Raw genomic sequence first — 26,421 nt, forward strand, 5'->3', positions numbered from 1 at the left:
GCTTCCTGATCGGGAAGCCACAATTTTACCGGACAGGGGTAGAAATGAACACTTCACCGGTGCGAATGGACGATTTACCGCTTAACGGTTTTCACTGTCGTATTGCCGCCTTGACCTTTGGTGCTCACCTTACCGACGGCTATGTTCTTGGCGTTGTCGGCTATGCCATTATTCAGTTAACACCTGCCATGCAGCTCACACCGTTTATGGCCGGGATGATTGGCGGCTCGGCGCTGCTCGGGTTGTTTCTCGGTAGTCTGGTGTTGGGCTGGATTTCAGACCACATTGGTCGACAGAAGATCTTCACTTTCAGCTTTGTGCTGATCACCATCGCCTCTTTTTTACAGCTTTTCGCCACTTCGCCAGAGCAGCTCATTGTGTTACGTATTCTGATTGGGATTGGGCTGGGAGGCGATTATTCCGTAGGGCACACTCTGTTGGCCGAATTTTCTCCACGACGACATCGGGGAGTGTTACTGGGGGCTTTTAGCGTGGTATGGACCATCGGCTATGTGCTGGCAAGCCTGGCGGGACACCACTTTATTACCGAAAGCCCGGATGCCTGGCGCTGGCTGCTGGCGTCGGCGGCGCTGCCCGCACTATTGATTACCCTGCTTCGCTGGGGGACGCCGGAATCGCCTCGCTGGCTGCTGCGCCAGGGGCGTTTCGCGGAAGCCCACGCTATTGTTCACCGATATTTTGGGGCGCACGTATTGCTCGGCGACGAGGTTTCTGCGGCGTCCGGGAAACATATCAAAACGCTCTTTTCCCCCCTCTACTGGCGGCGAACCGCGTTTAACAGCGTGTTTTTTGTTTGTCTGGTGATCCCGTGGTTTGTTATCTACACCTGGCTGCCAACCATTGCCGGGACCCTCGGCCTGGAGGATGCGCTCACCGCCAGCCTGCTGCTGAATGCGTTGTTAATCGTTGGCGCACTGCTGGGGCTGATATTGACACATCTGCTGGCGCACCGTCGGTTTCTGCTTGGGAGTTTTTTTCTGTTGGCTGCCACGCTGGTGGTGATGGCTTTTCTGCCGTCCGGTAGCTCGTTAACTTTGCTGCTTTTTGTCCTGTTCAGCACCACAATTTCTGCGGTCAGTAATCTGGTAGGGATCCTGCCTGCTGAAAGCTTCCCGACGGATATCCGCTCGCTGGGCGTGGGTTTTGCGACGTCGATGAGCAGACTTGGCGCGGCAATCAGCACCGGCCTGTTGCCCTGGACGCTGGCGCAATGGGGGATGCAGGTCACGTTGCTGCTGCTGGCTGGCGTGCTCCTCATTGGATTTGTGGTGACCTGGCTATGGGCACCGGAAACGAAGGCATTGCCGCTGGTGGTGGCCGGAAGCGTGGAGAAAAGACAGGGAGGAGCAAATGAACATTCTGTTCGCGTTTAAGGCCGAACCAGACTCCGGCATGTTGGCGGAAAAAGACTGGCTGGCGGCGACGGAAGATACCCGGGGCCCGGACACCGCGCTGCTGCGCTGTTCTCCTGGTGCCGATGAGCAGGCGGCTGCGGCATTACTGCTGGCGCAACGTCGTGAAGGTTGTGATATGACGTTAACCGCGCTAAGCATTAGCGATGAGCGTGCGATTCATTGGTTGCGCTATTTTGCCGCGCTGGGTTTTGATAAGCCGGTGTTGCTGGAAACGACGGCGGATCTGCGCTTTGCGCCGGAATTCATTGCCCGGCAAATAACTGGCTGGCAGCGTCATCACGGCGCGGATTTGATTATCACTGGCTGTCAGAGTAGCGAAGGGCAGAACGGGCAAACGCCATTTTTGATGGCTGAAATGTTGGCCTGGCCCTGCTTTACCCAGGTGGAGCGTTTTACGCTGACGCCGCCTTTTGTTGTTGTCGAGCAACGAACGGCGACCGGGTTGCGCCGCTGCCGGGTGCGGCTTCCGGCTGTAATTGCCGTCAGGCAATGTGGTGAAGTTGCGCTTCCCGTCCCCGGAATGCGTCAGCGTCTGGCGGCGGCAAAAGCGGCAATTTTACGTCAGCCAGCGTCCAGTGATGAAACTCCGAACGTGCAATGTCAGAAGCTGGCGCGACCGGCGCAGCGGCGCAGCGCCACGCTTATCGACGGCGCGACGGCGCAGGAAAAAGCGCGGATATTGTGGAATGATTATTTGCGCCAGAGGATGCAGCCATGAAGATCGTTGTGATTACGGAATCGGGTGAATGCGCTGCACTGGCAGGCTGGATCGCAGGGAACGCGCTTAATGCAGCAGAACTGGAACGCTGGACGCTCGACCCGATGCCGGACGTGGCGGAGCAGGTGCTGGACGCGCTGGCGGCGCAGTGGTTGCTGACGCCAGCCGACATCCTGATTTTTCCGGCGGGTGCGCTGGGGGATGAGCTTGCGACGCGGCTGGCCTGGCGTCTGCATGGCGGCAGCGTTTGCCAGGTGCAGACGCTGGATGCGCAACAGGGGCTGGTGACGAAATCCCACTGGGGGAATGCGCTGACGGCCCGGCTACAAATCACCGCGCGTCCCTTGTGCCTTTCACTGGCGCGACAACCGGAAACGAGCGCGTCGGGCAACGTTCTTCCCGTGATGGTGGAACGCCGCATTGTCCCCACGACGACGCCGGACTGGCTGGATAGCGTAGAAAGCATCGACCGTGTTACAGCTCATCCTTTGTTGCAGGCCGGGCGTGTGCTGGTGGTAGGGCAGGGAAGAAGTGACGCCGATGCCGAAAAAATTACCGCTCTTGGTAAGGAGTTTGGTGCCGAAGTGGGATACAGCCGTGCGCGGGTTATGAACGGTGGTTTTGACGCTGAGCGCGTGATTGGGATATCGGGGCATCTGCTTGCGCCGGATGTCTGCATTGTCGCGGGGGCATCCGGCGCGGCGGCGCTAATGGCCGGGGTTCGTCAGAGCCGGTTCGTCGTGGCGATAAACAGTGACGCCAGAGCGCCGGTCTTCTCACAGGCGGATGTCGGCATTGTGGATGACTGGCTGCCGGTGCTGGAGGCGTTGGCAGCCATCGCAGAAAATTAATCCAGGGGGAGGCCGGATCAGGTGTTTACACCGCTATCCGGCACCTCGGGTTAATGCAGCTTTTTCGCTAACGTCCAGACGTCGGTGTTGGTAGTTGAAAGCGCCGCCACACCGGCTTTCATCGCATTGCGGGCGTCCTCTTCATCGCAAACCAGACCACCGGCAATCAACGGCTGGCGTATTTTTTCCGTCACCCATCCCAGCACTTTCGGCATGCATCCCGGCAGGATTTCAATACAGTCCGGGTTTGACTGTGCGACCTGCTTATCAATGTTGTGAAAGGAGATGGAGTCGACGATAAACAGGCGATGAATACAGAAAAAGCCCTCCGCCCGCGCGGCTTTCAGCATCGACGCTTTGGTACTGATGATGCCGTCCGCCTCGGTGACCAGCTTCAGAAACTGGATCACCACCTCTTTATTAGACGCGCCCTCCAGCAGATCAACGTGTATAAATGCGTATTTACCGGCAGTTTTAATCTTCTTCACGATATGGCTGATGGTGCAGATATTGCCGTACAAAACAGAGATGAACTGGCATTCGGAATCAATGGCTAATTGCAGACTGGCGTTGTCTTTCACCGCGGCAATAACCGGATTCTGGCGAAGCAGGTGTAACAGGGGCATAAATTATCCTATTAAATTATCCAAATCGGTAAGTGATGCCAAAGCCGGACGCGGGGTAGCGCCACTGTTGCAGCGTTTTTTCATCACACAGCAGTCGACAGGTGCCGCACTCCAGGCAGCCGCGAAAGTTGACCCGTAGCTCACCTTCCGCCGTAAGAGAAAACAGTCCGGCGGGGCAGGACGTAATCAACCGTTCTGCCGTTTCGCTGTCAATAACGGTCGCAGGAACAATATGTGAAATGTCGGCGGGACGCCAGACGTTACGGGCTACAGACATCGTAAGCTCCTGATGATATCGCCTGCCAGATGACGCAGGCCGTGACGACGAAACTGACGCCAGACAATCTGGCGCAGCGGGGCTACCGGGCGGACGCCCTGATGCCAGATTTCACGGGAAATAGCCTCCATCAGCATGGGCCATTGGCGATACCATCCGGGGCGCTGGAGCAACGCCGGAACACCCCGGTAACGTTGTAGAACGTCCCACAGCAGGCTGTGCTGGATGTCGTGGTGATAAGCCGGAAACAGATTTTGCGGCTCGCGTTTCCGGCAGGCGTTAATCAATGTTTGCGCCGCAGCCTGAGCGCCAATGAGCGCCATATCCATGCCGCGAACGGAGAAACCGGTATTCACACAACTGCGCAGGGCATCGCCCACCAGCAGCCAGCCTTCTCCTGCATATTGTACGGGCAGGCTGTGCAGGCCGCCTTCCGGAACCAGATGCGCACCATATTCCAGCGTTTCACTGCCCCTGAGCAGCGGATGTAACGCCGGATGCGTCTTGAGCCGCTCCAGCAGTTCAGTCGCCGGGATATCGCTCTGTGCCAAAGAGGAGAGCGGACAAACCACGCCCAGAGAGAGCGTCTCCTGATTGGTATAGAGAAACGCGCCGCCGGGAAGTTCGCCACAAATATTGCCACTAAACAGCATTGCCGCGCCTTCGTCATTAGATAAGCGAAAACGTTCTTCGAGCCGCGTTTTATCCAGCGCCAGCGTCTCTTTAATACCCAATGCCATTGCGGCTGTCGAGGGACGCGGCAGGAATCCGTAGCGCTCGGCCAGCACGCTGTTTGCCCCTTCCGCCAGTACCACATAACGGGCGCGCAGCGTCTCGTTATCGGCAATGACGCCGCAGATTCTGCCCTCTTCGATATGGAGCGCCTCGACCGTCACACCGCTGATAAACTGTACGCCTTCGGCCTCGGCCTGGGCGACAAACCACGGGTCGAAGCGGGCGCGCAGCAGGCTCCATGAGTCTCCATCCGGTTGCAGGCTGGAGTACGTCGTTGCGCCATCGCGAGTTAACAGCGAGAGATTTTCCTGGGTAATTCGGCGTTCAAGTGGGGCTGAATGTTGGAAGTGGGGAAGAAGTTCACCGAGCGCGTGAGTATACAGACGCCCGCCGGAAAGGTTTTTACTGCCGGGAAGCTCGCCGCGTTCAATAAGCAAAACTGACAGTCCTGCTCGCACGCAGCGTAAAGCACAAGCGGTGCCCGCTATCCCTGCGCCGATAATAATAATATCGAAATCGTCAGACATTTTGTGCTCCAGATATCCAGAGCACATAACCCTAACAGAGTGTTAGTTAAGGAAAATTGACCGTCGCCACAGACGATACAATCATTCCCCGCGATACACGCAGCCTGCTGTGCAGGTCTCTTTCACCATTACGGCACTCAGCAGAGGGACAACCGGTTTAACCTGATCCCAAATCCATTTGGCCAGTACTTCACTGGTTGGGTTTTCTAAGCCAGGAATATCGTTCAGATAGTAGTGATCGAGTCTGTTGTAAGTTGGCTTAAACGCGGCTTTTAACTCAGAAAAATCCATGATCCAACCGGTATGCGGATCGACTTCACCGGTAATTTCAAGACGCACCATAAATGAGTGACCATGCAGGCGGCCACACTTATGCCCTTCCGGTACATGCGGCAGGCGGTGAGCGGCTTCGAAGGTGAAATCTTTAAACAAGGTGGTGGACATTTTTTACTCTCAAGAATGCGAAAAACCGCCGTAGGGTACCGTAAAGAGCGAATTTTATCATTAGTTAAAAGGGCGCTGAGTATCAGAACGACCTATTCATGACGGTAATATTTAATAATTATTGATATATCATATGGTTATCCAATCTGTTTTGCTGTTAATAACTATAACTAAAACAGGTTAGTTCATTTGGTTATTTGTTATTTCTATCCCTTCTTTAATTGTTACTATCCCCGCCGTTAACCTTATCTTCAGTTTGGGTTTTATTGCTGAAATCCGCTTTGCTTACTGGAACATGACAACGCATGACGACACAGGCCCCACCTTCCGCTCTGCTACCGCTAAACCCGGAGCAACTGGCACGCCTTCAGGCGGCCACGACCGATTTCACTCCCGCACAGCTTGCGTGGGTTTCTGGCTATTTTTGGGGCGTGCTGAATCAGCAGCCAGGCAGCAATGCGGCGACTCCTGCGCCTGCTGCTGAAATGCCTGGTATTACGCTTATCTCCGCCTCGCAAACCGGTAATGCGCGTCGTGTGGCGGAAGCCCTGCGCGATGATCTGATCGCTGCAAAGCTCAACGTCACTCTCATCAATGCTGGCGACTATAAATTCAAACAAATCGCCAATGAGAAATTGCTGATCGTAGTGGCGTCGACGCAAGGGGAAGGTGAACCGGCGGAAGAAGCCGTAGCGTTGCATAAATTCCTGTTCTCGAAAAAAGCGCCGAAGCTTGATAACACCGCTTTTGCCGTGTTTGGTCTTGGTGACACTTCTTACGAGTTTTTCTGTCAGTCAGGAAAAGACTTCGATGCAAAACTGGCTGAGCTGGGCGGAGAACGTTTGCTTGACCGCGTGGATGCCGACGTCGAATACCAGGGCGCGGCAGCCGAATGGCGTGCCCGTCTGGTTGATGTCCTGAAAGCGCGTGCGCCTGCGGCATCGTCTGTGCAAGTTGCTGCGAGCGGTGCGGTAAACGAAGTACACACCAGCCCGTACACCAAAGAAGCGCCGCTGACGGCGTCGGTTGCGGTGAATCAGAAAATCACTGGTCGCGACTCGGAAAAAGATGTGCGCCATATTGAAATCGATCTCGGCGATTCCGGCCTGCGCTACCAGCCGGGCGATGCCTTAGGAGTCTGGTATCAGAACGATCCTGAGCTGGTCAAAGAACTGGTTGAGCTGCTGTGGCTGAAAGGAGATGAGCCGGTCACGGTTGACGGCAAAACCCTGTCGCTCACCGAAGCGCTGCAGTGGCATTTCGAGCTGACGGTTAACACCGGCAATATCGTCGAGAACTATGCCACTTTAACCCGTAGCGAATCCCTGCTGCCGCTGGTGGGTGATAAGGCACAGTTGCAGCATTACGCCGCAACCACGCCAATCGTCGATATGGTGCGTTTCTCTCCGGCGCAGCTGGATGCCCAAACGTTGGTTGATCTTCTGCGCCCGCTGACGCCGCGTTTGTATTCTATTGCCTCTTCCCAGGCGGAAGTGGAAAGCGAAGTGCACGTCACCGTGGGCGTGGTGCGTTATGACATTGAAGGTCGTGCCCGTGCTGGTGGCGCGTCCAGTTTCCTCGCCGATCGCGTGGAAGAAGAGGGCGAAGTGCGCGTGTTCATCGAACACAACGATAACTTCCGCCTGCCGGCAAACCCGCAGACACCGGTGATTATGATTGGACCAGGCACGGGCATTGCGCCATTCCGTGCATTCATGCAGCAGCGTGCGGCTGACGGAGCCGAAGGCAAAAACTGGCTGTTTTTTGGCAATCCACACTTTACCGAAGATTTCCTGTACCAGGTGGAATGGCAGCGTTACGTCAAAGAGGGCGTACTGAGCCGCATCGATCTTGCCTGGTCGCGCGATCAAAAAGAAAAAGTCTACGTACAAGATAAACTGCGCCAACAAGGTGCGGAACTGTGGCGCTGGATAAACGACGGTGCCCACATTTATGTCTGCGGCGACGCCAATCGCATGGCGAAAGACGTTGAGCAGGCTTTGTTGGAAGTGATTGCCGAATTCGGTTCTATGGATATCGAAGCGGCGGATGAATTTTTAAGTGAGCTGCGCATTGAGCGCCGTTATCAGCGAGATGTCTACTAATGAGCGAAAAATACCCAGGACCATTGGTGGTCGAAGGCAAGCTGTCCGACGCTGAGCGTATGAAGCTGGAAAGCAACTATCTGCGCGGTACGATTGCCGAAGATTTAAACGACGGCCTGACCGGCGGCTTCAAAGGCGATAACTTCCTGCTGATCCGTTTTCACGGTATGTACCAGCAGGATGACCGCGATATCCGCGCCGAACGAGCCGAGCAAAAGCTGGAGCCGCGTCACGCGATGCTGCTGCGCTGCCGTCTGCCGGGTGGGGTGATCACCACCAAACAGTGGCAGGCGATCGACACGTTCGCCCATGACAACACGATTTACGGCAGCATTCGTCTGACCAACCGTCAGACCTTCCAGTTTCACGGCATTCTGAAGAAGAACGTTAAGCCGGTACACCAGATGCTGCATTCGGTCGGGCTGGACGCGCTGGCGACCGCCAACGACATGAACCGTAACGTTCTGTGTACCTCTAACCCGTACGAGTCCGAGCTGCACGCCCAAGCCTATGAATGGGCGAAGAAGATCTCCGAACATCTGCTGCCGCGTACTCGCGCCTATGCAGAAATTTGGCTGGATCAGGAGAAGGTAGCGACCACCGACGAAGAGCCGATCCTCGGTCAAACCTATCTGCCGCGTAAGTTTAAAACCACGGTCGTAATCCCGCCGCAGAACGACATCGATCTGCACGCCAACGATATGAACTTCGTGGCGATTGCCGAAAACGGCAAGCTGGTGGGCTTTAACCTGCTGGTCGGCGGTGGTTTGTCGATTGAGCACGGCAATAAGAAAACCTACGCCCGCACCGCGAGCGAGTTCGGCTATCTGCCGCTGGAGCACACCCTGGCGGTAGCAGAAGCTGTGGTGACAACGCAGCGCGACTGGGGTAATCGTACCGATCGTAAAAACGCCAAAACCAAATACACGCTTGAACGCGTTGGTATCGACACGTTCAAAGAGGAAGTGGAGCGTCGCGCGGGTATTAAATTTGAGCCGATCCGCCCGTACGAGTTCACCGGTCGCGGCGATCGTATTGGTTGGGTAAAAGGGATCGACAATAACTGGCACCTGACGCTGTTTATTGAAAACGGCCGTATCCTGGATTATCCGGGCCGTCCGCTGAAAACCGGCCTGCTGGAGATCGCGAAGATCCACAAAGGGGATTTCCGCATCACCGCCAACCAGAACCTGATCATTGCTGGTGTGCCGGAAAGCCAAAAAGCGAAGATCGACAAGCTGGCGCGCGATCACGGATTGATGAATGCGGTGAAGCCGCAGCGTGAAAACTCGATGGCCTGCGTGTCGTTCCCGACCTGTCCGCTGGCGATGGCGGAGGCCGAACGTTTCCTGCCATCGTTCACTGATAAAGTGGAAGCTATTCTCGAAAAACACGGCATTCCTGACGAGCATATCGTGATGCGCGTTACAGGCTGCCCGAACGGCTGCGGCCGCGCGATGCTGGCGGAACTGGGCCTGGTGGGTAAAGCCCCGGGGCGCTACAACGTACACCTTGGCGGTAACCGCATGGGCACGCGCATTCCGCGTATGTATCGCGAAAATATTACGGAATCGGAAATTCTCGACTCCGTTGACGAACTGGTTGGTCGCTGGGCGAAAGAGCGCGAAGCGGGTGAAGGCTTCGGTGATTTTACGGTGCGTGCGGGCATCATTCGCCCGGTGCTCGATCCCGCCCGGGATTTCTGGGAGTAACCACGAGAGGTAATTATGTCCGTACTCGATCTAAAGGCCCTTAATGACCTGCCAAAAGTCGACCGCATTCTGGCGCTGGCGGAAACCAACGCACAGCTCGAAAAGCTGGACGCCGAAGGGCGCGTGGCGTGGGCGCTGGAAAACCTGCCTGGTGAATATGTACTGTCATCAAGCTTTGGTATCCAGGCGGCAGTAAGCCTGCACCTGGTGAATCAGATTCACCCGGATATCCCGGTGATCCTCACCGATACGGGCTATTTGTTCCCGGAAACCTACCAGTTTATTGATGAGTTAACGGACAAGCTCAAGCTTAATCTGCAAGTCTACCGGGCGAAGGAGAGCGCGGCCTGGCAGGAAGCGCGCTACGGCAAACTGTGGGAGCAGGGCGTTGAAGGCATTGAGAAATACAATGAGATCAACAAAGTCGAGCCGATGAACCGCGCGCTTAAAGAACTCAATGCGCAAACCTGGTTTGCCGGTCTGCGCCGCGAGCAGTCGGGCAGCCGGGCGCATTTGCCGGTGCTGGCTATCCAGCGCGGCGTGTTTAAAGTGCTGCCGATCATCGACTGGGACAACCGTACCGTTTACCAGTACCTGCAAAAGCACGGCCTGAAATACCATCCACTGTGGGATCAGGGCTATCTGTCAGTTGGTGATACCCATACCACCCGCAAATGGGAGCCGGGTATGGCGGAAGAAGAGACGCGGTTCTTCGGATTGAAGCGCGAGTGCGGATTGCATGAAGGGTGATAAATAGCGGACACCAAATCAATAATTCTACTCCCGGCGTTGCCGGGATTTTTTTATATTTTAGCCAAGTTTGTTATTAATTATATTAAAATTCAATGTAAGTTAGAATATACATTATATTATCTAATTAATTGAATTGTAAGATATATTGAGCCGTGTCACGAATTGTTTTCTATAAATACGTAATGATACGAAGACAATTCCTGATTAGCTGGATACGCGGTGTCGATATATTTTTATTGGGGAAAAAGCCGGCAAGTTGAAAAAGATGGTGGCGACGATTACCACCTGCTGTGCTGGCATTCACTGGACGTAGCGGCAGTAGGCTACTGGATGGTGAAAAATAATCTCTACGGGCTTGCTGTTTATTTCCAGAGATTGGGAATAACGAATGTTGAGCAAGCCGCACAATTTTTTGCCTGGTTATTGTGTTGGCATGATATCGGTAAGTTTGCCAGTTCATTTCAACGGCTGTATAGCCATCCCAACCTGCCCGTTCCTTCCGAACGGCGAAAAAACTATGAATCAATCCACCACACGACGCTGGGACACTGGTTATGGAACAGTTGGTTAAGCGAGTTCCCTGAACTATTGCCGGGCTCTCCACTTTCTTCCCGCAAGTTGAAGCGGGTTATCGGTATGTGGATATCGGTGACGACAGGCCATCATGGGCGCCCGCCGCAGGGGATTCGCGAGCTGGATAATTTTCTGCCGCAGGACAAAGACGCGGCCCGGGAATTTTTAACGCGTATTAAATCGCTGTTTCCGCTGATTGATATTCCGCTATTCTGGGATGAAGACGAAGGTATTGTGTTGTTCCAGCACCTCTCATGGCCGATTTCTGCTGCGGTAGTTCTGGCGGACTGGTGTGGTTCGTCCTGCCGTTTTTTCCCTCGCATCGCCTGTTCGATGCCCATCGAAACATACTGGCCACTAGCACTGGATAAAGCGAAGGCCGCGCTTGCTACGATACCGCCTCCTTCTGCGGTTGCTCCTTTCTCCGGTATTCAAACGCTTTTCCCCTTTATTCAGCAGCCCACGCCTTTACAGCAAAAGGTACTTGAGCTGGATATTGATAAAGACTCGCCGCAACTATTCATTCTGGAAGACGTAACGGGCGCAGGTAAAACCGAGGCCGCGTTAATTCTCACTCATCGATTGATGGCGGCAGGAAAAGCGCAGGGGTTGTATTTTGGATTGCCGACGATGGCAACCGCGAATGCCATGTTTGATCGCCTGTCGGAGAGCTGGCTTTCGCTGTACAGGTCGGGTTCTTGCCCCAGTCTGGTGCTGGCGCACAGTGCGCGCGGTTTAATGGACAAATTTAATCAATCAATTTGGTCGACTGAGTCGTCAGGTTCGGAGGAGCTGGATGATAAGCAGCCCTTAAGCCAGGGCTGCGCCGCCTGGTTTGCCGACAGTAATAAGAAAGCGCTGCTGGCTGAAGTGGGCGTCGGCACGCTCGATCAGGCCATGATGGCGGTGATGCCGTTTAAGCATAACAACCTGCGGTTGCTGGGCCTTAGCGACAAAATTCTGCTGGCCGATGAGATCCACGCTTACGACGCCTATATGTCGCGGATTCTGGAAAGTCTGATTGAGCATCAGGCCCGCAGCGGCAACAGTACGATCCTGCTTTCTGCCACGCTCTCACAACAGCAGCGCGATCGGCTGGTGGCCGCATTCGCGCGCGGGGCAGGAAGCCGAGCTGAAGCGCCTTTATTGAGTTATGACGATTATCCCTGGTTGACTCAGGTTATAGGGCAGGAGGTGGTTTCTCAGCATGTGGCGACGCGCAAAGAAGTTGAGCGCAGTGTTAATGTCGGTTGGCTCTATAGCGAGGAATCCTGCATCGCGCGTATTGAACGAGCGGTAAGCAAAGGCAAATGCATCGCGTGGATACGCAATTCGGTGGATGATGCCATTCGGATTTATCGCCAGTTACTCGCCAGAGGCCGTGTTCAGGCCGAACATCTCTCATTATTTCATAGCCGATTTGCTTTTTATGACCGGCAGCGGATTGAGACGCAGACATTGTCGCTATTTGGTAAAGGGGAGAGTACGCAACGTGCCGGTAAAGTTCTTATCGCCACTCAGGTGATTGAGCAGAGTCTCGACATCGATATGGACGAGATGATCTCTGATTTAGCGCCAGTGGATCTCCTGATCCAGCGAGCGGGACGGTTACAGCGCCATATCCGCTATCGCAACGGCAGAGTGAAAGGTAGTGGTCAGGATGAACGCGATGCGCCGGAACTGGTGATCCTCGCACCAGAGTGGGATGGCGCCCCGCAAGAAGATTGGTTTTCCGCTGCCATGCGTAACAGCGCCTATGTCTATCCCGATCATGGCCGCCTATGGCTGACACAGCGCGTGCTGCGGGAGCAGGGAGCCATTCGGATGCCGCAATCTGCCCGGTTGTTGATTGAGTCGGTATACGGTGAAAATGTGGTAATGCCTGACGGTTTTGCGAAAACAGAGAATGCGCAGGAAGGAAAATATTATTGCGATCGGGCGTTTGCCGCGCAGATGTTGCTGAACTTTGCACCGGGATACAGCCCTGAAAGTAGCGACTTCCTTCCGGAGAAGTTGTCGACTCGTCTGGCGGAAGAGTCCATCACGCTATGGCTGGCGAAAAGGGTTGATGGCAACGTCACCCCTTATGCCTCTGGTGCTCATCCCTGGGAGATGAGCGTGCTGCGAGTGCGCCAGAGCTGGTGGGAAAAGCATAAAGATGAGTTTGAACGGCTGGAGGGAGAGGTGCTGCAGAAATGGTGTGTGGAGCAACATCAGAATATGGAGTTTGCCGTGGTGATTGTTGTGTCGGAGGATGCAAACAGCGGCTATACGGCGAGTGAAGGATTGATTGGTAAAGTTGATTACCTCTCCATAAGAAGATATGCCCCGAAGCCCAATCACGTTTCTCAGCTTGATAGCGTTCTTTCAGGGATTGGTTGTTTCAATAGTAAATAAGAAATCTGTCATGGAAGAAAAATCAAACCGATGCAAACGGTTATTCTGTCGGTTGAAGATTCAGTTAGGTAATAAGCTGTCAGCAAGCTTTCAACTGTCAGTTCATTAACACTCCAGGGAACATTAGCGCTATGGATGGCGCATCGTAAGGAAAAGGTATGTTTCCAATAAATTTACTGACAACGCCCTGGCTTCCCGTGCGCTTTAATGACGGCTCCCTGGGCAAGTTGGCCCCCGCCAATCTGGCGGATGAAAACGTGGTGGATATCGCCGCAACGCGAGCTGATTTACAGGGGGCGGCCTGGCAATTTCTGCTGGGATTGCTGCAATGCAGCATTGCGCCAAAAAATAGCGCCCGCTGGGACGATATTTGGGTGGAGGGATTAACGGAAGAAACGCTTCGTGAGGCGCTGACCCCCTTAGAGCATGCCTTTCAGTTCGGTGCTGAATCGCCCTCTTTTATGCAGGATTTTGAACCGTTAAGCGGCGAAAAAGTTTCTATAGCTTCGCTGTTGCCGGAAACACCCGGGGCGCAAACCACCAAATTTAATAAAGACCATTTTATCAAACGTGGCGTCACAGAACGTTTTTGCCCGCATTGCGCGGCGTTGGCGCTATTCTCACTGCAACTCAACGCGCCATCCGGCGGTAAAGGCTATCGTACCGGTCTGCGCGGTGGTGGGCCGATGACCACGCTTATCGAGTTACAGGAATATCAGGGTACCCGGCAAACGCCGCTGTGGCGCAAGCTGTGGCTTAACGTGATGCCGCAGGACGCCGCAGAACTTCCTCTGCCAGATTTATATGATGCGTCGATTTTCCCGTGGCTCGCCGCGACGCGCACCAGCGAGCCGCCAGCGAATAGGGTGACGACGCCGGAGCTGGTTAATAAGCTCCAGGCGTACTGGGGCATGCCGCGCCGTATCCGTCTGGATTTTGCCACCACGCAGTCTGGTTTCTGTGATATGTGCGGCGCTGACAGCGACGAGTTGCTCAGCGCGATGACCGTCAAAAACTACGGCGTTAACTATGAAGGCTGGCGACACCCGCTGACGCCGTATCGTCTGCCGATAAAAGAGAGCGATGGGTTCTTTTCCGTGAAACCACAGCCTGGCGGGCTTATCTGGCGGGACTGGCTGGGGTTAAGCCAGGACAACCAGACGGACACGAATAAAGAATATCCGGCGCTGGTGGTCAAAGTGTTTAACGCTCGCAGCCTGAAGGACATCAAGGCGGGTTTGTGGGGCTTTGGGGCGGATTTCGACAATATGAAAATACGCTGCTGGTATGAACATCACTTCCCGATACTTATGACGGAAAATTTGATCCCTCATTTGCGTAAAGCCATGCAGACGGCTACCCGACTCCTCAGCCTATTACGTAACGCCCTAAAAGACGCCTGGTTCGCCGATGCCAAAAGCGCGCGCGGCGACTTCAGTTTTATTGATATTGATTTCTGGAATCTGACGCAGGGACGTTTTTTGACCCTGATTCACGATCTTGAAAATGGCCAGGAGCCGGGTGACAGGCTGAATAAATGGCAAAGGGAGCTGTGGCTATTTACTCGCCGTTACTTTGACGATCGTGTCTTTACCAACCCCTATGAAGATAACGACCTGAAGCGCAGCATGATGGCACGCAAAAAATATTTTACGACATCGGCGGAAAAGCAAAGCGCAAAAACCGTCAGGGACAAAAAGCAGGAGGCTGCTGAATGAGTATTGTGAAAGAAGATCACAAAGCCAGGCTGCGCAAATGGCATGAGGAGTTGCAGGAGAAGCGCGGCGCGCGTGCCAGTCTGCGGCGCAGCATAACGGTAAACGATGCCTGTCTGTCTGAAGGATTTCGCTCCCTGCTGATGCAGACCCATACGCTGTGGAAAATTGAAGGGCAGGAGTGGCGGGTTACCGCGCTGGCGCTGGTTGCTGCACTGGGCGCAAATGTGAAAACGATTGATGAACGCCTGTGTTTTGCCGCGCAGCTTGGGCAGATGACGGGCAATAACCCGGTCATGTCGGAGAAGCGGTTTGCGATATTGTCTGCGGTAAAAACGCCGGATGAACTGCTGCGTCAGCTGCGACGTGCGGTGAAGCTGTTAAAAGGCTCTGTAAACCTAATTTCGCTGGCGGAAGATATTTTCCGCTGGTGTCAGGAAAACGACGATTTGCAAAAGCATCATCGCCGTCAGCAGCGACCCACCGAATTTATCCATATCCGCTGGGCGCTGGAATACTATCAGGCTGGCGAAACCGATAACGAAGAAAATTAATAGGGACTCCAAATGACAACGTTTATTCAGCTCCATTTACTGACCGCTTATCCTGCTGCCAATCTGAACCGTGACGATACCGGTGCGCCGAAAACGGTAGTGCTTGGCGGAGCAACACGTTTGCGTATTTCTTCCCAGAGTCTGAAACGCGCATGGCGCACTTCTGAATTGTTTGAGCAGGCGCTGGCTGGGAATATTGGTATTCGCAGTGGGCGTATTGCGCGTGAGGCGGCTAATATCTTGATAGAAAAAGGTATTGATCCGAAAAAAGCGGTTGAATGGGTAGAGGGTATCGCAAACTGCTTTGGCAAAGTAAAAGCAGATAAGAAAGCGAAAGATGTCCTGACCAACGCCGAAACCGAGCAACTGGTGCACATTAGCCCGGCAGAGTTTGATGCGGTAATTACCCTGGCTCATCGTCTGGCAGAAGAAAAACGTGCGCCAAAAGAGGAAGAGCTGGCGCTGCTACGTAAAGATCGCATGGCCGTCGATATCGCGATGTTTGGCCGCATGCTGGCCAATAAACCGGAGTTCAATATAGAAGCAGCCTGCCAGGTTGCGCATGCCTTCGGCGTCAGCGAAACGATTGTCGAAGACGATTTCTTTACTGCCGTCGACGATTTACGCGCTTCTTCAGATGATGCGGGCGCAGGTCACTTGGGAGAAACCGGTTTTGGCTCGGCACTGTTTTATACCTATATCTGCATTGACAAAGATCTGTTGGTGAAAAATCTCCACGGTAATGAAGAGCTGGCTAATAAAACGTTGCGGGCCTTTACCGAAGCGGCGCTGAAAGTCTCGCCAACCGGCAAACAAAACAGCTTTGCCAGTCGCGCTTATGCCTCTTGGGCGTTGGCGGAAACGGGAACCGATCAGCCTCGTTCCCTGGCTGCGGCATTTTATAATCCGATCAACGGCACCAACCAACTGGATGTGGCGGTAAAACGCATTACCGAGCTGCGTGAAAATATGAAGAAAGTCTATGGTGAGCAAACCAAATCAACCCACTTTGATGTTATGCAGCAACAGGGAAGCATGAAAGACGTCCTGGACTTTATCTGCGCGTAAGGGGCGGCTATGAGCCAATATCTGGTTTTTCAGCTTCATGGGCCAATGGCTTCCTGGGGCGTCGATGCGCCCGGCGAAGTTCGCCATAGTCACGAGCTTCCCTCTCGTTCGGCGTTACTGGGGCTGCTCGCGGCAGCGCTCGGCATTTGTCGTGATGAAGAGGAGCGGTTAAACGATTTCAATCAGCATTATGCTTTTCTGTTGTGTGCCAGCCAGGAACCCCGCTGGGCACGAGATTATCACACAGTCCAGATGCCAAGAGAGGTGCGTAAAGCGCGCTATTTTAGCCGCCGGGAAGAGCTGCGCGATCCTGAGTTGCTCAGTGCGCTGATTTCCCGGCGAGACTATTATACCGATGCCTGGTGGATGGTTGGCGTTGCAATGACGCCGGACGCGCCTTATTCGCTGAAGCAGATCCGGGAAGGATTGCAACATCCGGTATTTCCTCTGTATTTGGGGCGAAAAAGCTATCCGCTGGGGTTGCCGCTCGCGCCGGTACTGCTGGAAGGAAGCGCGCCGGATGTCTTACGTGAGGCATATCGTCAGTATGAGAGTAAATTCAAAGCGCTGAAACTTCCTCTGACGAAATTACAGAATGAATGCTGGTGGGAAGGGGATCACGACGGCTTAACCGCGAATAAAATTTTGCGCCGCCGTGACAGGCCGTTGAGTCGCCAACAATGGTTGTTTGGCGAACGTTCTGTGAATCAAGGGCCATGGCTCAGCAAGGAGGAATAGTGTACCTCTCAAGAATAACGTTACATACCAGCCAGCTTTCGCCTTCACAGCTGCTGCATCTGGTGGATCGTGGCGAATACGTTATGCATCAGTGGCTGTGGGATCTTTTTCCTGGTGGAAAGGATCGGCAGTTCCTTTATCGTCGTGAGGAGTTACAGGGTGCTTTTCGCTTTTTTGTTTTGTCACAGGAACGGCCAGCAGAAAGCGCGATTTTCGACGTGCAGTGCCGCTCGTTCAGCCCTGCGTTAAGCGTTGGTCAGACGTTGCGATTTAACCTGCGTGCTAATCCGACAATTTGTAAAGCAGGTAAACGTCATGATTTGCTGATGGAAGCAAAGCGCCAGGTCAAAGCGCAGATGGGTAGTCAGGACATCTGGCTCTGTCAGCAGCAGGCGGCGCTGGCGTGGCTGTCTCGCCAGGGGGAGCAACATGGATTCTCATTGTGTGAGAGTAATGTTGATGCCTATCGGCAGCAGCAGATACGGCGCGAGAAAGCCCGCCAGATGATTCAGTTCAGCAGCGTGGATTATAGTGGCGTGCTGGTGGTCAACGATCCTGAACGATTCCTGCAACGTCTGGCGGTGGGATTCGGTAAAAGCCGGGCGTTTGGCTGCGGCATGATGATGATCAAACCGGGAGATGGTGAGTGACGTTTGTCCCGCTAAGCCCGATTCCCTTAAAAGATCGTACCTCAATGATCTTCCTCCAGTATGGTCAGGTTGACGTACTGGATGGCGCGTTTGTCTTGATCGATAAAAGCGGTATTCGCACGCATATTCCGGTGGGGTCGGTAGCCTGCATTATGCTGGAGCCGGGAACGCGAGTCTCTCATGCCGCAGTGCGACTGGCATCAATAGTCGGGACATTGCTGGTGTGGGTTGGGGAAGCGGGTGTGCGCGTTTACGCTTCCGGCCAGCCCGGAGGGGCACGGGCTGACAAGCTGCTCTATCAGGCCAAATTAGCGCTGGATGATGATTTGCGGCTGAAAGTCGTGCGAAAAATGTATGAATTGCGTTTTCGCGAGCCGCCCCCATCGCGTCGTTCAGTTGAACAGTTACGCGGTATTGAGGGGGCCCGTGTGCGGCAGACCTATGCCCTGCTGGCAAAACAATACGGCGTAAAATGGAATGGTCGCAACTATGATCCTAAAGACTGGGAAAAAGGCGATGTAGTCAATCGATGTATTAGCGCCGCGACGTCATGTCTTTATGGGATTTCAGAAGCGGCTATCCTGGCGGCTGGCTATGCACCTGCCATTGGTTTTATTCACAGCGGTAAACCGCTTTCTTTTGTTTATGACATTGCCGATATCATTAAATTCGACTCTGTCGTGCCGAAGGCATTTGAAATTGCTGCCCGCCATCCTGTAGAGCCAGATAGAGAGGTGAGATTGGCCTGTCGCGATATATTTCGTAGTTCTAAGCTGACGAGCAAACTGATACCTCTGATTGAGGAAGTCCTTGACGCTGGCGAAATAGACCCTCCGCAGCCTGCGCCAGATATGTTGCCGCCTGCAATACCGGAACCGGAATTGTTTGGAGATGGTGGTCATAGGGGGCGTGGTGGATGAGTATGGTTGTCGTTGTAACGGAAAACGTTCCGCCGCGTCTGCGAGGGCGTCTCGCCGTCTGGCTGCTGGAAATCCGTGCGGGTGTTTACGTTGGTGATACCTCTAAGCGAATTCGGGAAATGATTTGGCACCAAATCATACAGTTGGGCGGAGCGGGAAACGTTGTGATGGCCTGGGCGACAAACACGGAGTCAGGTTTTGAGTTTCAAACCTGGGGAGAAAATCGCCGTATTCCGGTAGATTTGGATGGACTTAGACTAGTGTCTTTTCTTCCTTTTGATAATCAATAGGTTGAGTGTTCTTTAATAAAACGGAATTGTTGTTCCCAAGTTGGTAGATTGTTACTTGATGAAAATTGCAATAGAAAACAGTTATATATATTTAGTGTGTTCCCCGCGCCAGCGGGGATAAACCGAATTTACGTAAGAGACTGATTTTAATAATCAAGTGTTCCCCGCGCCAGCGGGGATAAACCGTATTTAACTGGCAACAAATCGAGCGATTACAAGTGTTCCCCGCGCCAGCGGGGATAAACCGAAAAAAAATGTTGGCGTTTATCGTATGCAGGAGTGTTCCCCGCGCCAGCGGGGATAAACCGCCTACCCGCTGTATGGGGACACCTCTAATCCGCGTGTTCCCCGCGCCAGCGGGGATAAACCGAGGGGCTAAAACCGATGCAACACCCTCTTGAAGTGTTCCCCGCGCCAGCGGGGATAAACCGGTGATGCCGCCGAGTGTATACGCGGACGCGATGTGTTCCCCGCGCCAGCGGGGATAAACCGTGATTCCCGTCGATCACGACGTAGTCAGCGGTGTGTTCCCCGCGCCAGCGGGGATAAACCGCGCCGGACCTCAGAGAACCGGCGCATGCATACGTGTTCCCCGCGCCAGCGGGGATAAACCGTTCAATTATATTTTCTCCCTCTGTATTTTCCGGTGTTCCCCGCGCCAGCGGGGATAAACCGTGCATCAGCCAGTTGCGATTCACCAACCCCTAGTGTTCCCCGCGCCAGCGGGGATAAACCGTCATCAAAACCGACAAATTCCGGATAACCGAAGTGTTCCCCGCGCCAGCGGGGATAAACCGGCCCCGAGCGAACGGAGCGAGACATCCTGATCGTGTTCCCCGCGCCAGCGGGGATAAACCGGACATGGCCCGCGAGTTTATTGACGCGTGCGCGTGTTCCCCGCGCCAGCGGGGATAAACCGCGAGGGAAGAAACCGCTCGACGCAAGGCATGAGTGTTCCCCGCGCCAGCGGGGATAAACCGCGAATCATACAAATAGACGAAAGCACCGGAGAGTGTTCCCCGCGCCAGCGGGGATAAACCGTACGCCGGTGAGACCATTGGGCCAGGCCGCAAGTGTTCCCCGCGCCAGCGGGGATAAACCGGCTGTTGGGCTATGACATCAGAAATCATCGATGTGTTCCCCGCGCCAGCGGGGATAAACCGGAGCTGGGAAATGGCAGACGCTCCAATCAGCTGTGTTCCCCGCGCCAGCGGGGATAAACCGAACGGTTTGCCAGGTCCCACCATCAGTCTGTAGTGTTCCCCGCGCCAGCGGGGATAAACCGGCATCCGCTACGCCGAGAGGGTGATGGCGGGGGTGTTCCCCGCGCCAGCGGGGATAAACCGCCCCCAGACCTGATGTAAATCTAACCATTTTCGTGTTCCCCGCGCCAGCGGGGATAAACCGTTCGGGGATAGCCTGGACTGATGCGATTGCCCGTGTTCCCCGCGCCAGCGGGGATAAACCGGTAAAGCAGGGGGAGCAACGTTAGTATTCGGCGTGTTCCCCGCGCCAGCGGGGATAAACCGGTTTCCATCAGGCCTTCACCGTTGCAGCGGGGGTGTTCCCCGCGCCAGCGGGGATAAACCACCTGTGATATCTAATTCCCATTTCCAGTGTGCGTGTTCCCCGCGCCAGCGGGGATAAACCGGCGTCTGCGTAGTTAACAATTTCGTCGGCGAGGTGTTCCCCGCGCCAGCGGGGATAAACCGACTCGGTTCAAACCGGGACTTTCGCCACGGCAGTGTTCCCCGCGCCAGCGGGGATAAACCGCGCCTGAGCGACCGTAAAAAATCATTCGATAACGTGTTCCCCGCGCCAGCGGGGATAAACCGTCGGGTATAGTCTTAACGCACGACTTTTGTAGGTGTTCCCCGCGCCAGCGGGGATAAACCGGGTAAATTATCCCGCGCGATGGATTTCGATGTGTGTTCCCCGCGCCAGCGGGGATAAACCGACAACCAAAGATATCATTATGAATTTCCTAAAGTGTTCCCCGCGCCAGCGGGGATAAACCGGTGTTACATATTACCCATCTGTAACCATGGGAGTGTTCCCCGCGCCAGCGGGGATAAACCGTGGAGTGGCCCACCAATCGCGGATAAAAACTAGTGTTCCCCGCGCCAGCGGGGATAAACCGGTTTGAATAGTGCATTCATTATTTGCGGGAACGTGTTCCCCGCGCCAGCGGGGATAAACCGAGCGGGGTCGGAGTTACTTTTTGTTTTCGCGTGTGTTCCCCGCGCCAGCGGGGATAAACCGCCGCCCCGAGTCACGCCCGGTAGGGTGAGTGAGTGTTCCCCGCGCCAGCGGGGATAAACCGCACCCGGGCGGCGTATTCTCGCCAGCAAACGAGTGTTCACCGAGTCAGCGTGGATAAACCGGATATATCAGCAATATATGATCTGGATAGTTACGTGTTCCCCGCGCCAGCGGGGATAAACCGATACCAATGGTATCATGTAAAGCTATTTTTATGTGTTCCCCGCACCAGCGGGGATAATCCACTTTGAAAGCAGAAATATTATGGAGCTGGATGGGTTACGAGGATTTACCCGCCTTTGCCAGTTCTTTTACCAGCGGGAGCATAATGCGTACCACGTCGCGGCTACGGTGCTCTATCCTGCCCGGTAAGGCTTTATCGATATGCTGCTGGTTATCCAGTCGCACATCGTGCCAGCTGTTGCCTGCCGGGAACGAGGCGCTTTTGGCGCGCTGTTGATAGCCATCTTTCTTGCCCAGACTCCAGTTGGTTGCTTCAACGGAGAGCACGGCAATGCCCGCGTCGTCGAAGACCTCTGCGTCGTTACAACATCCAGTACCTTTCGGATAGTTTTTGTTCAGTCCCGGATTGGTGCTGGCTACGATACCGCGGCTGTGCGCGATGGCCAGCGCCCGGTCGCGCGTCAATTTTCGCACCGCTTCCGGGGTTTTCTTACCGCTATTGAAATAGAGCTTATCGCCGACGATCAGGTTATCGAGGTTGATAACCAGCAGCGTATTTTTCTTCTCGGCGGCGCTCATTCGCTTCAGGATGTTCTCCGCGCCCAGTTTGCCTTCTTCCTCGCCGCTGGTGGCGATAAATCGAATGCCGTACTGCGTCGGCACGTCTTTGAGTTTTTCCGCCAGTTCCAGCATCACGCCAAGTCCTGCGGCGTTGTCATCAATACCTTGCAGGGTCAATCCACCCAGATTAGCATCGGAATCGGCGTCGCTCTGCGCGGCGTAGGTGTCGAGGTGCGCCATGATAATAATCTGCTGTGGCGCTTTACCCTCATGTGCGGCAATAACGGTACTTCCCGTGACGTTATGCCAGTTTTTACGGTTATTTTTGGCGGTATAAACATAACGGCTATTAAATGTTCGAATATCACTGCTGTAGCCCATCTGCTGAAATTGCTGACGAATATAATCAGCAGACAACATTTCTGCCGGAGAGCCCGTTACGCGGCCTGGGAAAAACGTTGCGATATATCGAGCCTGGGTATTTGCGATATCTCCAGGTTTGGAAGATGTTGCCTGTGCGGGAAGGATAAAGCACGCGCCGAGCGCCAGGATTGCAAGAAGTGGGCGCGTTGCGGAAAACATAATGAGTCCTTAAATACCAAGCAGAAATTTTTAGCTGCTAGTATGAAACCGTGATCGAGGTAAAACAATTTCATTTGCTCCTAAATGCCCTAAATTCGGTAGCTTAAGCACTTTTTGATATTTGCTTTTCCGGATCGTTATTCCTTTGAGGAACTACTCATTCCAATTCGTAATTTCATTCGTCCTCTTGCCCTCCCTATAGTCAGGTTATCTGAGCATCGTTAGCAAAATAACGGCATTACATAGGAACGGTTATGGATCAAAAACGACTTACCCACCTGCGGCAACTGGAAGCGGAAAGCATCCATATTATTCGTGAGGTGGCCGCCGAGTTTTCGAATCCGGTGATGATGTATTCCATCGGCAAAGATTCCAGCGTAATGCTGCATCTGGCGCGCAAAGCGTTTTATCCTGGCACGTTGCCGTTCCCTCTGCTGCACGTTGATACCGGCTGGAAATTTAGCGAGATGTACGAGTTTCGTGACCGCACGGCGAAAGCCTACGGTTGTGAACTGCTGGTGCATAAAAACCCGGAAGGGGTGGCGATGGGCATCAACCCGTTTGTTCACGGTAGCGCCAAGCATACCGATATTATGAAAACCGAAGGGTTGAAGCAGGCGTTGAACAAATACGGTTTCGACGCCGCGTTCGGTGGCGCTCGTCGTGACGAAGAGAAATCGCGTGCCAAGGAGCGCATTTATTCTTTCCGCGATCGTTTTCATCGCTGGGACCCTAAAAATCAGCGTCCGGAACTGTGGCATAACTACAACGGACAGATTAACAAAGGCGAAAGCATTCGCGTATTCCCGCTTTCCAACTGGACTGAACAGGATATCTGGCAGTACATCTGGCTGGAAAATATCGACATCGTGCCGCTGTACCTGGCGGCGGAGCGTCCGGTGCTGGAACGCGACGGCATGCTGATGATGATTGATGACGACAGAATCGATCTGCAACCGGGCGAAGTGATTAAAAAACGCATGGTGCGTTTCCGTACGCTCGGCTGCTGGCCGTTAACAGGCGCGGTGGAGTCGAATGCGCAGACGCTGCCTGAAATCATCGAAGAGATGCTGGTCTCAACCACCAGTGAACGTCAGGGCCGCGTGATTGACCGCGACCAGGCGGGCTCCATGGAGCTGAAGAAACGTCAGGGGTATTTCTAAGGAGCCGCCATGAACACGACACTTGCACAACAAATTGCTAATGAAGGCGGCGTTGAAGCCTGGATGGTCGCCCAGCAACACAAAAGCCTGCTGCGTTTTTTAACCTGCGGTAGCGTGGATGACGGGAAAAGCACCCTGATTGGTCGCCTGCTGCACGACACGCGTCAGATTTATGAAGACCAGCTTTCATCGCTGCACAACGACAGTAAACGTCACGGTACTCAGGGCGAAAAGCTCGATCTGGCGTTATTGGTTGACGGCTTGCAAGCCGAGCGCGAGCAGGGTATCACCATCGACGTGGCGTACCGTTATTTCTCTACCGAGAAGCGTAAATTTATTATTGCGGATACTCCCGGCCATGAGCAGTACACTCGCAACATGGCGACCGGTGCGTCGACCTGCGACCTGGCGATCCTGCTGATCGATGCGCGTAAAGGCGTGCTGGATCAGACCCGTCGTCACAGCTTTATCTCCACGCTACTTGGGATCAAACACCTGGTGGTGGCGATCAACAAAATGGATCTGGTGAACTTTAGCGAAGAGACATTTAACCGCATTCGCGAAGACTATCTTACTTTTGCTGAACAGTTGCCGGGCAACCTGGATATCCGGTTTGTGCCGCTCTCTGCGCTGGAAGGCGACAACGTGGCTTCACAAAGCGCCAGCATGTCGTGGTACAGCGGTCCGACGCTACTGGAAGTACTGGAAACAGTTGAGATCCAACGCATAGTTGATACTCAGCCGATGCGCTTCCCGGTGCAGTATGTGAACCGACCGAATCTGGATTTTCGTGGTTATGCCGGGACGCTGGCCTCCGGTAGTGTGAAGGTAGGGCAACGCGTCAAAGTACTGCCATCCGGCGTTGAGTCGAGCGTGGCACGGATCGTAACCTTTGATGGCGATTTACAGGAAGCACATGCGGGTGAAGCGATCACCCTGGTATTGAAAGATGAGATCGATATCAGCCGGGGCGACCTGCTGCTTGATGCCGGTGAAGCGTTACCTGCGGTACAAAGCGCTGCCGTTGATGTGGTGTGGATGGCGGAACAACCGTTGTCGCCTGGGCAGAGCTACGACATCAAAGTCGCCGGTAAGAAGACCCGCGCACGCGTTGATAACGTGCAGTACCAGATTGATATTAATAACCTGACCCAACGTGATGTTGAAGCGTTGCCGCTAAACGGCATCGGTCTGGTTAATCTGACTTTTGATGAGCCGCTGGTGCTGGATACCTATCAGCAGAATCCGGTTACGGGCGGGCTGATTATCATTGACCGCCTGACCAACGTTACCGTTGGCGCGGGGCTGGTACGTGAGCCAATCGTCCAGGAGCACACCGCGGCTTCTCAGTTCAGCGCGTTTGAGCTGGAGCTTAATGCGTTAGTGCGTCGCCATTTCCCGCACTGGGGCGCGCGCGATCTGCTGGGAGGAGAATAATGGCGCAGCATGACGAAAACGTCGTCTGGCATGCCCATCCTGTTACACCGCAACAGCGGGAACAACGCCACGGTCATCGTGGTGTTGTGCTGTGGTTTACCGGGCTGTCTGGTTCCGGTAAATCCACGGTAGCAGGGGCGCTGGAAGAGGCGTTGCACAGGCTGGGAGTGAGTACCTATTTGTTGGATGGCGATAACGTGCGCCACGGCCTGTGCAGCGATCTTGGGTTTAGCGATGCCGATCGTAAGGAGAATATTCGTCGGGTTGGCGAGGTGGCTAACCTGATGGTGGACGCGGGCCTTGTGGTGTTGACCGCCTTTATCTCTCCACATCGCGCCGAACGCAAAATGGTCCGTGAACGCGTTGGCGAAGGGCGTTTTATTGAGGTTTTTGTCGACACGCCGCTGGCAACGTGCGAATTACGCGATCCAAAAGGGCTATATAAAAAAGCGCGGGCGGGTGAGTTGCGCAATTTCACCGGAATTGATTCGGTATACGAAGCGCCTGAATCGCCAGAGATTCACCTTGATGGTGAACAATTGGTAACAAATTTGGTACCCCAATTATTAGACCTGCTGAGGCAGGAAGATATTATCAGATCCTGAGACACCCGAGCTTGTATGCCCGGTCAGTCACGGTCACAGGATTAGATATGCGTAACAGCCATAACATTACTATTACAGAGTCAGATACCTTCGCCGCCGACGATGAAACCACCTGGTCACTACCGGGTGCTGTGGTCGGTTTTATCGCGTGGCTGTTGGCGCTGGGGATTCCGTTTCTGATTTATGGCCCTAACACACTCTTTTTCTTCATTTATACCTGGCCCTTTTTCCTCGCATTGCTGCCCGTGGCGATTGTCGCGGGTATTGCGCTGCACTCCCTATTGAAGGGGCTGTTGCTGCTGAGCATTACCTGCACCCTACTGGTGGTTGGGGCGATGTTTGGCGCGCTATTTCTGTGGTTGTTGGGTTAGGCAAACGCCTTTTTTTAACAATCGCTGATGTTGTTCACTCTCTGGTCATAATTCAAACCGTAACCAACAATGAGATTATGTTCTCCTTACACGGGGTATACGTAACAACGGGCAAATGTGGTACATTTGCCCGCGTTGTCGCGGCATTCCCGACCGTTGATGTAAAGT

General features: G+C 54.1%; 22 protein-coding genes, 1 pseudogene and 1 CRISPR repeat array. Of the genes and pseudogenes, 18 read left to right on the forward strand and 5 right to left on the reverse strand.

What is annotated here, in order from left to right; all coding sequences use genetic code 11:
- Positions 1-35: 35 nt before the first annotated feature.
- The 3 genes and pseudogenes from OGV93_RS22810 to OGV93_RS22820 all read left to right on the forward strand — a co-directional run.
- A pseudogene (locus tag OGV93_RS22810) lies at positions 36-1,394 on the forward strand (MFS transporter); the annotation flags it as partial.
- Entirely contained in the window at positions 1,372-2,154 is a 783-nt protein-coding gene (locus OGV93_RS22815) for an adenine nucleotide alpha hydrolase family protein (protein WP_220222008.1), read from the forward strand. The pseudogene OGV93_RS22810 and the gene OGV93_RS22815, both read left to right, overlap by 23 nt.
- The gene (locus OGV93_RS22820) at positions 2,151-3,005 is read left to right on the forward strand and encodes an electron transfer flavoprotein subunit alpha/FixB family protein (protein WP_287110204.1); all 855 of its coding nucleotides are present in this window, start codon (positions 2,151-2,153) and stop codon (positions 3,003-3,005) included. The genes OGV93_RS22815 and OGV93_RS22820 overlap by 4 nt, the downstream gene beginning before the upstream one ends.
- A 50-nt stretch (positions 3,006-3,055) precedes the next feature.
- On the opposite strand, the gene OGV93_RS22825 is transcribed toward OGV93_RS22820, so the two are convergent.
- From OGV93_RS22825 to queD, 4 genes are all read right to left on the reverse strand, one after another.
- Positions 3,056-3,631: a glycerol-3-phosphate responsive antiterminator gene (locus OGV93_RS22825; protein ID WP_016154221.1), complete on the reverse strand. Its 576-nt coding sequence runs from the start codon at positions 3,629-3,631 to the stop codon at positions 3,056-3,058.
- 16 nt (positions 3,632-3,647) lie between these two features.
- Positions 3,648-3,908, reverse strand: coding sequence for a ferredoxin family protein (locus OGV93_RS22830; protein WP_287110206.1), 261 nt, complete (start codon positions 3,906-3,908; stop codon positions 3,648-3,650).
- A complete protein-coding gene (locus tag OGV93_RS22835) occupies positions 3,899-5,170 on the reverse strand; it encodes an FAD-dependent oxidoreductase (RefSeq protein WP_287110208.1) in 1,272 nt (423 codons plus the stop codon). The genes OGV93_RS22830 and OGV93_RS22835 overlap by 10 nt, the downstream gene beginning before the upstream one ends.
- Positions 5,171-5,251: 81 nt before the next feature.
- The gene (gene queD / locus OGV93_RS22840) at positions 5,252-5,614 is read right to left on the reverse strand and encodes a 6-carboxytetrahydropterin synthase QueD (protein ID WP_016154218.1); all 363 of its coding nucleotides are present in this window, start codon (positions 5,612-5,614) and stop codon (positions 5,252-5,254) included.
- Positions 5,615-5,919: 305 nt separating this feature from the next.
- On the opposite strand from queD, the gene cysJ reads away from it, so the two are divergent.
- From cysJ to cas2e, 11 genes are all read left to right on the forward strand, one after another.
- Entirely contained in the window at positions 5,920-7,719 is a 1,800-nt protein-coding gene (cysJ, locus tag OGV93_RS22845; RefSeq protein WP_287110210.1) for an NADPH-dependent assimilatory sulfite reductase flavoprotein subunit, read from the forward strand.
- Positions 7,719-9,431 (forward strand): assimilatory sulfite reductase (NADPH) hemoprotein subunit, encoded by a 1,713-nt coding sequence (gene cysI, locus OGV93_RS22850; RefSeq protein ID WP_101700170.1) that lies wholly within the window; start codon positions 7,719-7,721, stop codon positions 9,429-9,431. Before cysJ ends, cysI begins: the two co-directional genes overlap by 1 nt.
- A 15-nt stretch (positions 9,432-9,446) precedes the next feature.
- Positions 9,447-10,181: a phosphoadenosine phosphosulfate reductase gene (gene cysH, locus OGV93_RS22855; RefSeq protein WP_101700169.1), complete on the forward strand. Its 735-nt coding sequence runs from the start codon at positions 9,447-9,449 to the stop codon at positions 10,179-10,181.
- A gap of 222 nt (positions 10,182-10,403) precedes the next feature.
- Complete coding sequence (locus OGV93_RS22860) at positions 10,404-13,154, forward strand: CRISPR-associated helicase/endonuclease Cas3 (protein ID WP_103928529.1); 2,751 nt, start codon at positions 10,404-10,406, stop codon at positions 13,152-13,154.
- Between the two features lie 158 nt (positions 13,155-13,312).
- Positions 13,313-14,872 carry a type I-E CRISPR-associated protein Cse1/CasA gene (casA, locus tag OGV93_RS22865; RefSeq protein ID WP_287110214.1) on the forward strand — a complete coding sequence of 520 codons (1,560 nt, stop codon included), beginning with the start codon at positions 13,313-13,315 and terminating at the stop codon, positions 14,870-14,872.
- The gene (gene casB / locus OGV93_RS22870) at positions 14,869-15,423 is read left to right on the forward strand and encodes a type I-E CRISPR-associated protein Cse2/CasB (RefSeq protein WP_181547026.1); all 555 of its coding nucleotides are present in this window, start codon (positions 14,869-14,871) and stop codon (positions 15,421-15,423) included. The genes casA and casB overlap by 4 nt, the downstream gene beginning before the upstream one ends.
- A 12-nt stretch (positions 15,424-15,435) precedes the next feature.
- Positions 15,436-16,491, forward strand: coding sequence for a type I-E CRISPR-associated protein Cas7/Cse4/CasC (gene cas7e, locus OGV93_RS22875; protein ID WP_200047099.1), 1,056 nt, complete (start codon positions 15,436-15,438; stop codon positions 16,489-16,491).
- A 9-nt stretch (positions 16,492-16,500) separates the two neighbouring features.
- Positions 16,501-17,229 (forward strand): type I-E CRISPR-associated protein Cas5/CasD, encoded by a 729-nt coding sequence (cas5e, locus tag OGV93_RS22880; protein ID WP_287110216.1) that lies wholly within the window; start codon positions 16,501-16,503, stop codon positions 17,227-17,229.
- Positions 17,229-17,879 (forward strand): type I-E CRISPR-associated protein Cas6/Cse3/CasE, encoded by a 651-nt coding sequence (gene cas6e / locus OGV93_RS22885; RefSeq protein ID WP_049282614.1) that lies wholly within the window; start codon positions 17,229-17,231, stop codon positions 17,877-17,879. Before cas5e ends, cas6e begins: the two co-directional genes overlap by 1 nt.
- Positions 17,876-18,799, forward strand: coding sequence for a type I-E CRISPR-associated endonuclease Cas1e (gene cas1e / locus OGV93_RS22890; RefSeq protein WP_131379963.1), 924 nt, complete (start codon positions 17,876-17,878; stop codon positions 18,797-18,799). Before cas6e ends, cas1e begins: the two co-directional genes overlap by 4 nt.
- Positions 18,796-19,089, forward strand: coding sequence for a type I-E CRISPR-associated endoribonuclease Cas2e (cas2e, locus tag OGV93_RS22895; protein ID WP_019077560.1), 294 nt, complete (start codon positions 18,796-18,798; stop codon positions 19,087-19,089). The genes cas1e and cas2e overlap by 4 nt, the downstream gene beginning before the upstream one ends.
- 96 nt (positions 19,090-19,185) lie before the next feature.
- A CRISPR array of direct repeats spans positions 19,186-21,596; the repeat unit is 29 nt; unit sequence GTGTTCCCCGCGCCAGCGGGGATAAACCG.
- A 34-nt stretch (positions 21,597-21,630) separates the two neighbouring features.
- Here the strand turns inward: cas2e and OGV93_RS22900 are convergent.
- The gene (locus OGV93_RS22900; protein WP_019077559.1) at positions 21,631-22,677 is read right to left on the reverse strand and encodes an aminopeptidase; all 1,047 of its coding nucleotides are present in this window, start codon (positions 22,675-22,677) and stop codon (positions 21,631-21,633) included.
- A gap of 254 nt (positions 22,678-22,931) precedes the next feature.
- On the opposite strand from OGV93_RS22900, the gene cysD reads away from it, so the two are divergent.
- The 4 genes from cysD to OGV93_RS22920 are packed head-to-tail and all read left to right on the forward strand — an operon-like array spanning position 22,932 to position 26,253.
- Entirely contained in the window at positions 22,932-23,840 is a 909-nt protein-coding gene (gene cysD / locus OGV93_RS22905) for a sulfate adenylyltransferase subunit CysD (protein WP_003034152.1), read from the forward strand.
- Between the two features lie 9 nt (positions 23,841-23,849).
- Entirely contained in the window at positions 23,850-25,277 is a 1,428-nt protein-coding gene (gene cysN, locus OGV93_RS22910) for a sulfate adenylyltransferase subunit CysN (RefSeq protein ID WP_046274805.1), read from the forward strand.
- On the forward strand, positions 25,277-25,882 hold the full coding sequence (gene cysC, locus OGV93_RS22915; protein WP_287110219.1) for an adenylyl-sulfate kinase: 606 nt from the start codon (positions 25,277-25,279) through the stop codon (positions 25,880-25,882). Before cysN ends, cysC begins: the two co-directional genes overlap by 1 nt.
- A gap of 47 nt (positions 25,883-25,929) precedes the next feature.
- Positions 25,930-26,253, forward strand: coding sequence for a DUF3561 family protein (locus OGV93_RS22920; RefSeq protein ID WP_016154211.1), 324 nt, complete (start codon positions 25,930-25,932; stop codon positions 26,251-26,253).
- Positions 26,254-26,421: the final 168 nt, after the last annotated feature.

Origin of the sequence: Citrobacter sp. Cb031 (genome assembly GCF_030336725.1) — a bacterium.
Taxonomy (GTDB): Bacteria; Pseudomonadota; Gammaproteobacteria; order Enterobacterales; family Enterobacteriaceae; genus Citrobacter; species Citrobacter braakii.

Coding starts and splice junctions, on each gene's coding strand:
- OGV93_RS22815 (WP_220222008.1), top strand. CDS start 1,372: ATGAACATTCTGTTCGCGTTTAAGGCCGAACCAGACTCCGGCATGTTG.
- OGV93_RS22820 (WP_287110204.1), top strand. CDS start 2,151: ATGAAGATCGTTGTGATTACGGAATCGGGTGAATGCGCTGCACTGGCA.
- OGV93_RS22825 (WP_016154221.1), bottom strand. CDS start 3,631: ATGCCCCTGTTACACCTGCTTCGCCAGAATCCGGTTATTGCCGCGGTG.
- OGV93_RS22830 (WP_287110206.1), bottom strand. CDS start 3,908: ATGTCTGTAGCCCGTAACGTCTGGCGTCCCGCCGACATTTCACATATT.
- OGV93_RS22835 (WP_287110208.1), bottom strand. CDS start 5,170: ATGTCTGACGATTTCGATATTATTATTATCGGCGCAGGGATAGCGGGC.
- queD (WP_016154218.1), bottom strand. CDS start 5,614: ATGTCCACCACCTTGTTTAAAGATTTCACCTTCGAAGCCGCTCACCGC.
- cysJ (WP_287110210.1), top strand. CDS start 5,920: ATGACGACACAGGCCCCACCTTCCGCTCTGCTACCGCTAAACCCGGAG.
- cysI (WP_101700170.1), top strand. CDS start 7,719: ATGAGCGAAAAATACCCAGGACCATTGGTGGTCGAAGGCAAGCTGTCC.
- cysH (WP_101700169.1), top strand. CDS start 9,447: ATGTCCGTACTCGATCTAAAGGCCCTTAATGACCTGCCAAAAGTCGAC.
- casA (WP_287110214.1), top strand. CDS start 13,313: ATGTTTCCAATAAATTTACTGACAACGCCCTGGCTTCCCGTGCGCTTT.
- casB (WP_181547026.1), top strand. CDS start 14,869: ATGAGTATTGTGAAAGAAGATCACAAAGCCAGGCTGCGCAAATGGCAT.
- cas7e (WP_200047099.1), top strand. CDS start 15,436: ATGACAACGTTTATTCAGCTCCATTTACTGACCGCTTATCCTGCTGCC.
- cas5e (WP_287110216.1), top strand. CDS start 16,501: ATGAGCCAATATCTGGTTTTTCAGCTTCATGGGCCAATGGCTTCCTGG.
- cas2e (WP_019077560.1), top strand. CDS start 18,796: ATGAGTATGGTTGTCGTTGTAACGGAAAACGTTCCGCCGCGTCTGCGA.
- OGV93_RS22900 (WP_019077559.1), bottom strand. CDS start 22,677: ATGTTTTCCGCAACGCGCCCACTTCTTGCAATCCTGGCGCTCGGCGCG.
- cysD (WP_003034152.1), top strand. CDS start 22,932: ATGGATCAAAAACGACTTACCCACCTGCGGCAACTGGAAGCGGAAAGC.
- cysN (WP_046274805.1), top strand. CDS start 23,850: ATGAACACGACACTTGCACAACAAATTGCTAATGAAGGCGGCGTTGAA.
- cysC (WP_287110219.1), top strand. CDS start 25,277: ATGGCGCAGCATGACGAAAACGTCGTCTGGCATGCCCATCCTGTTACA.
- OGV93_RS22920 (WP_016154211.1), top strand. CDS start 25,930: ATGCGTAACAGCCATAACATTACTATTACAGAGTCAGATACCTTCGCC.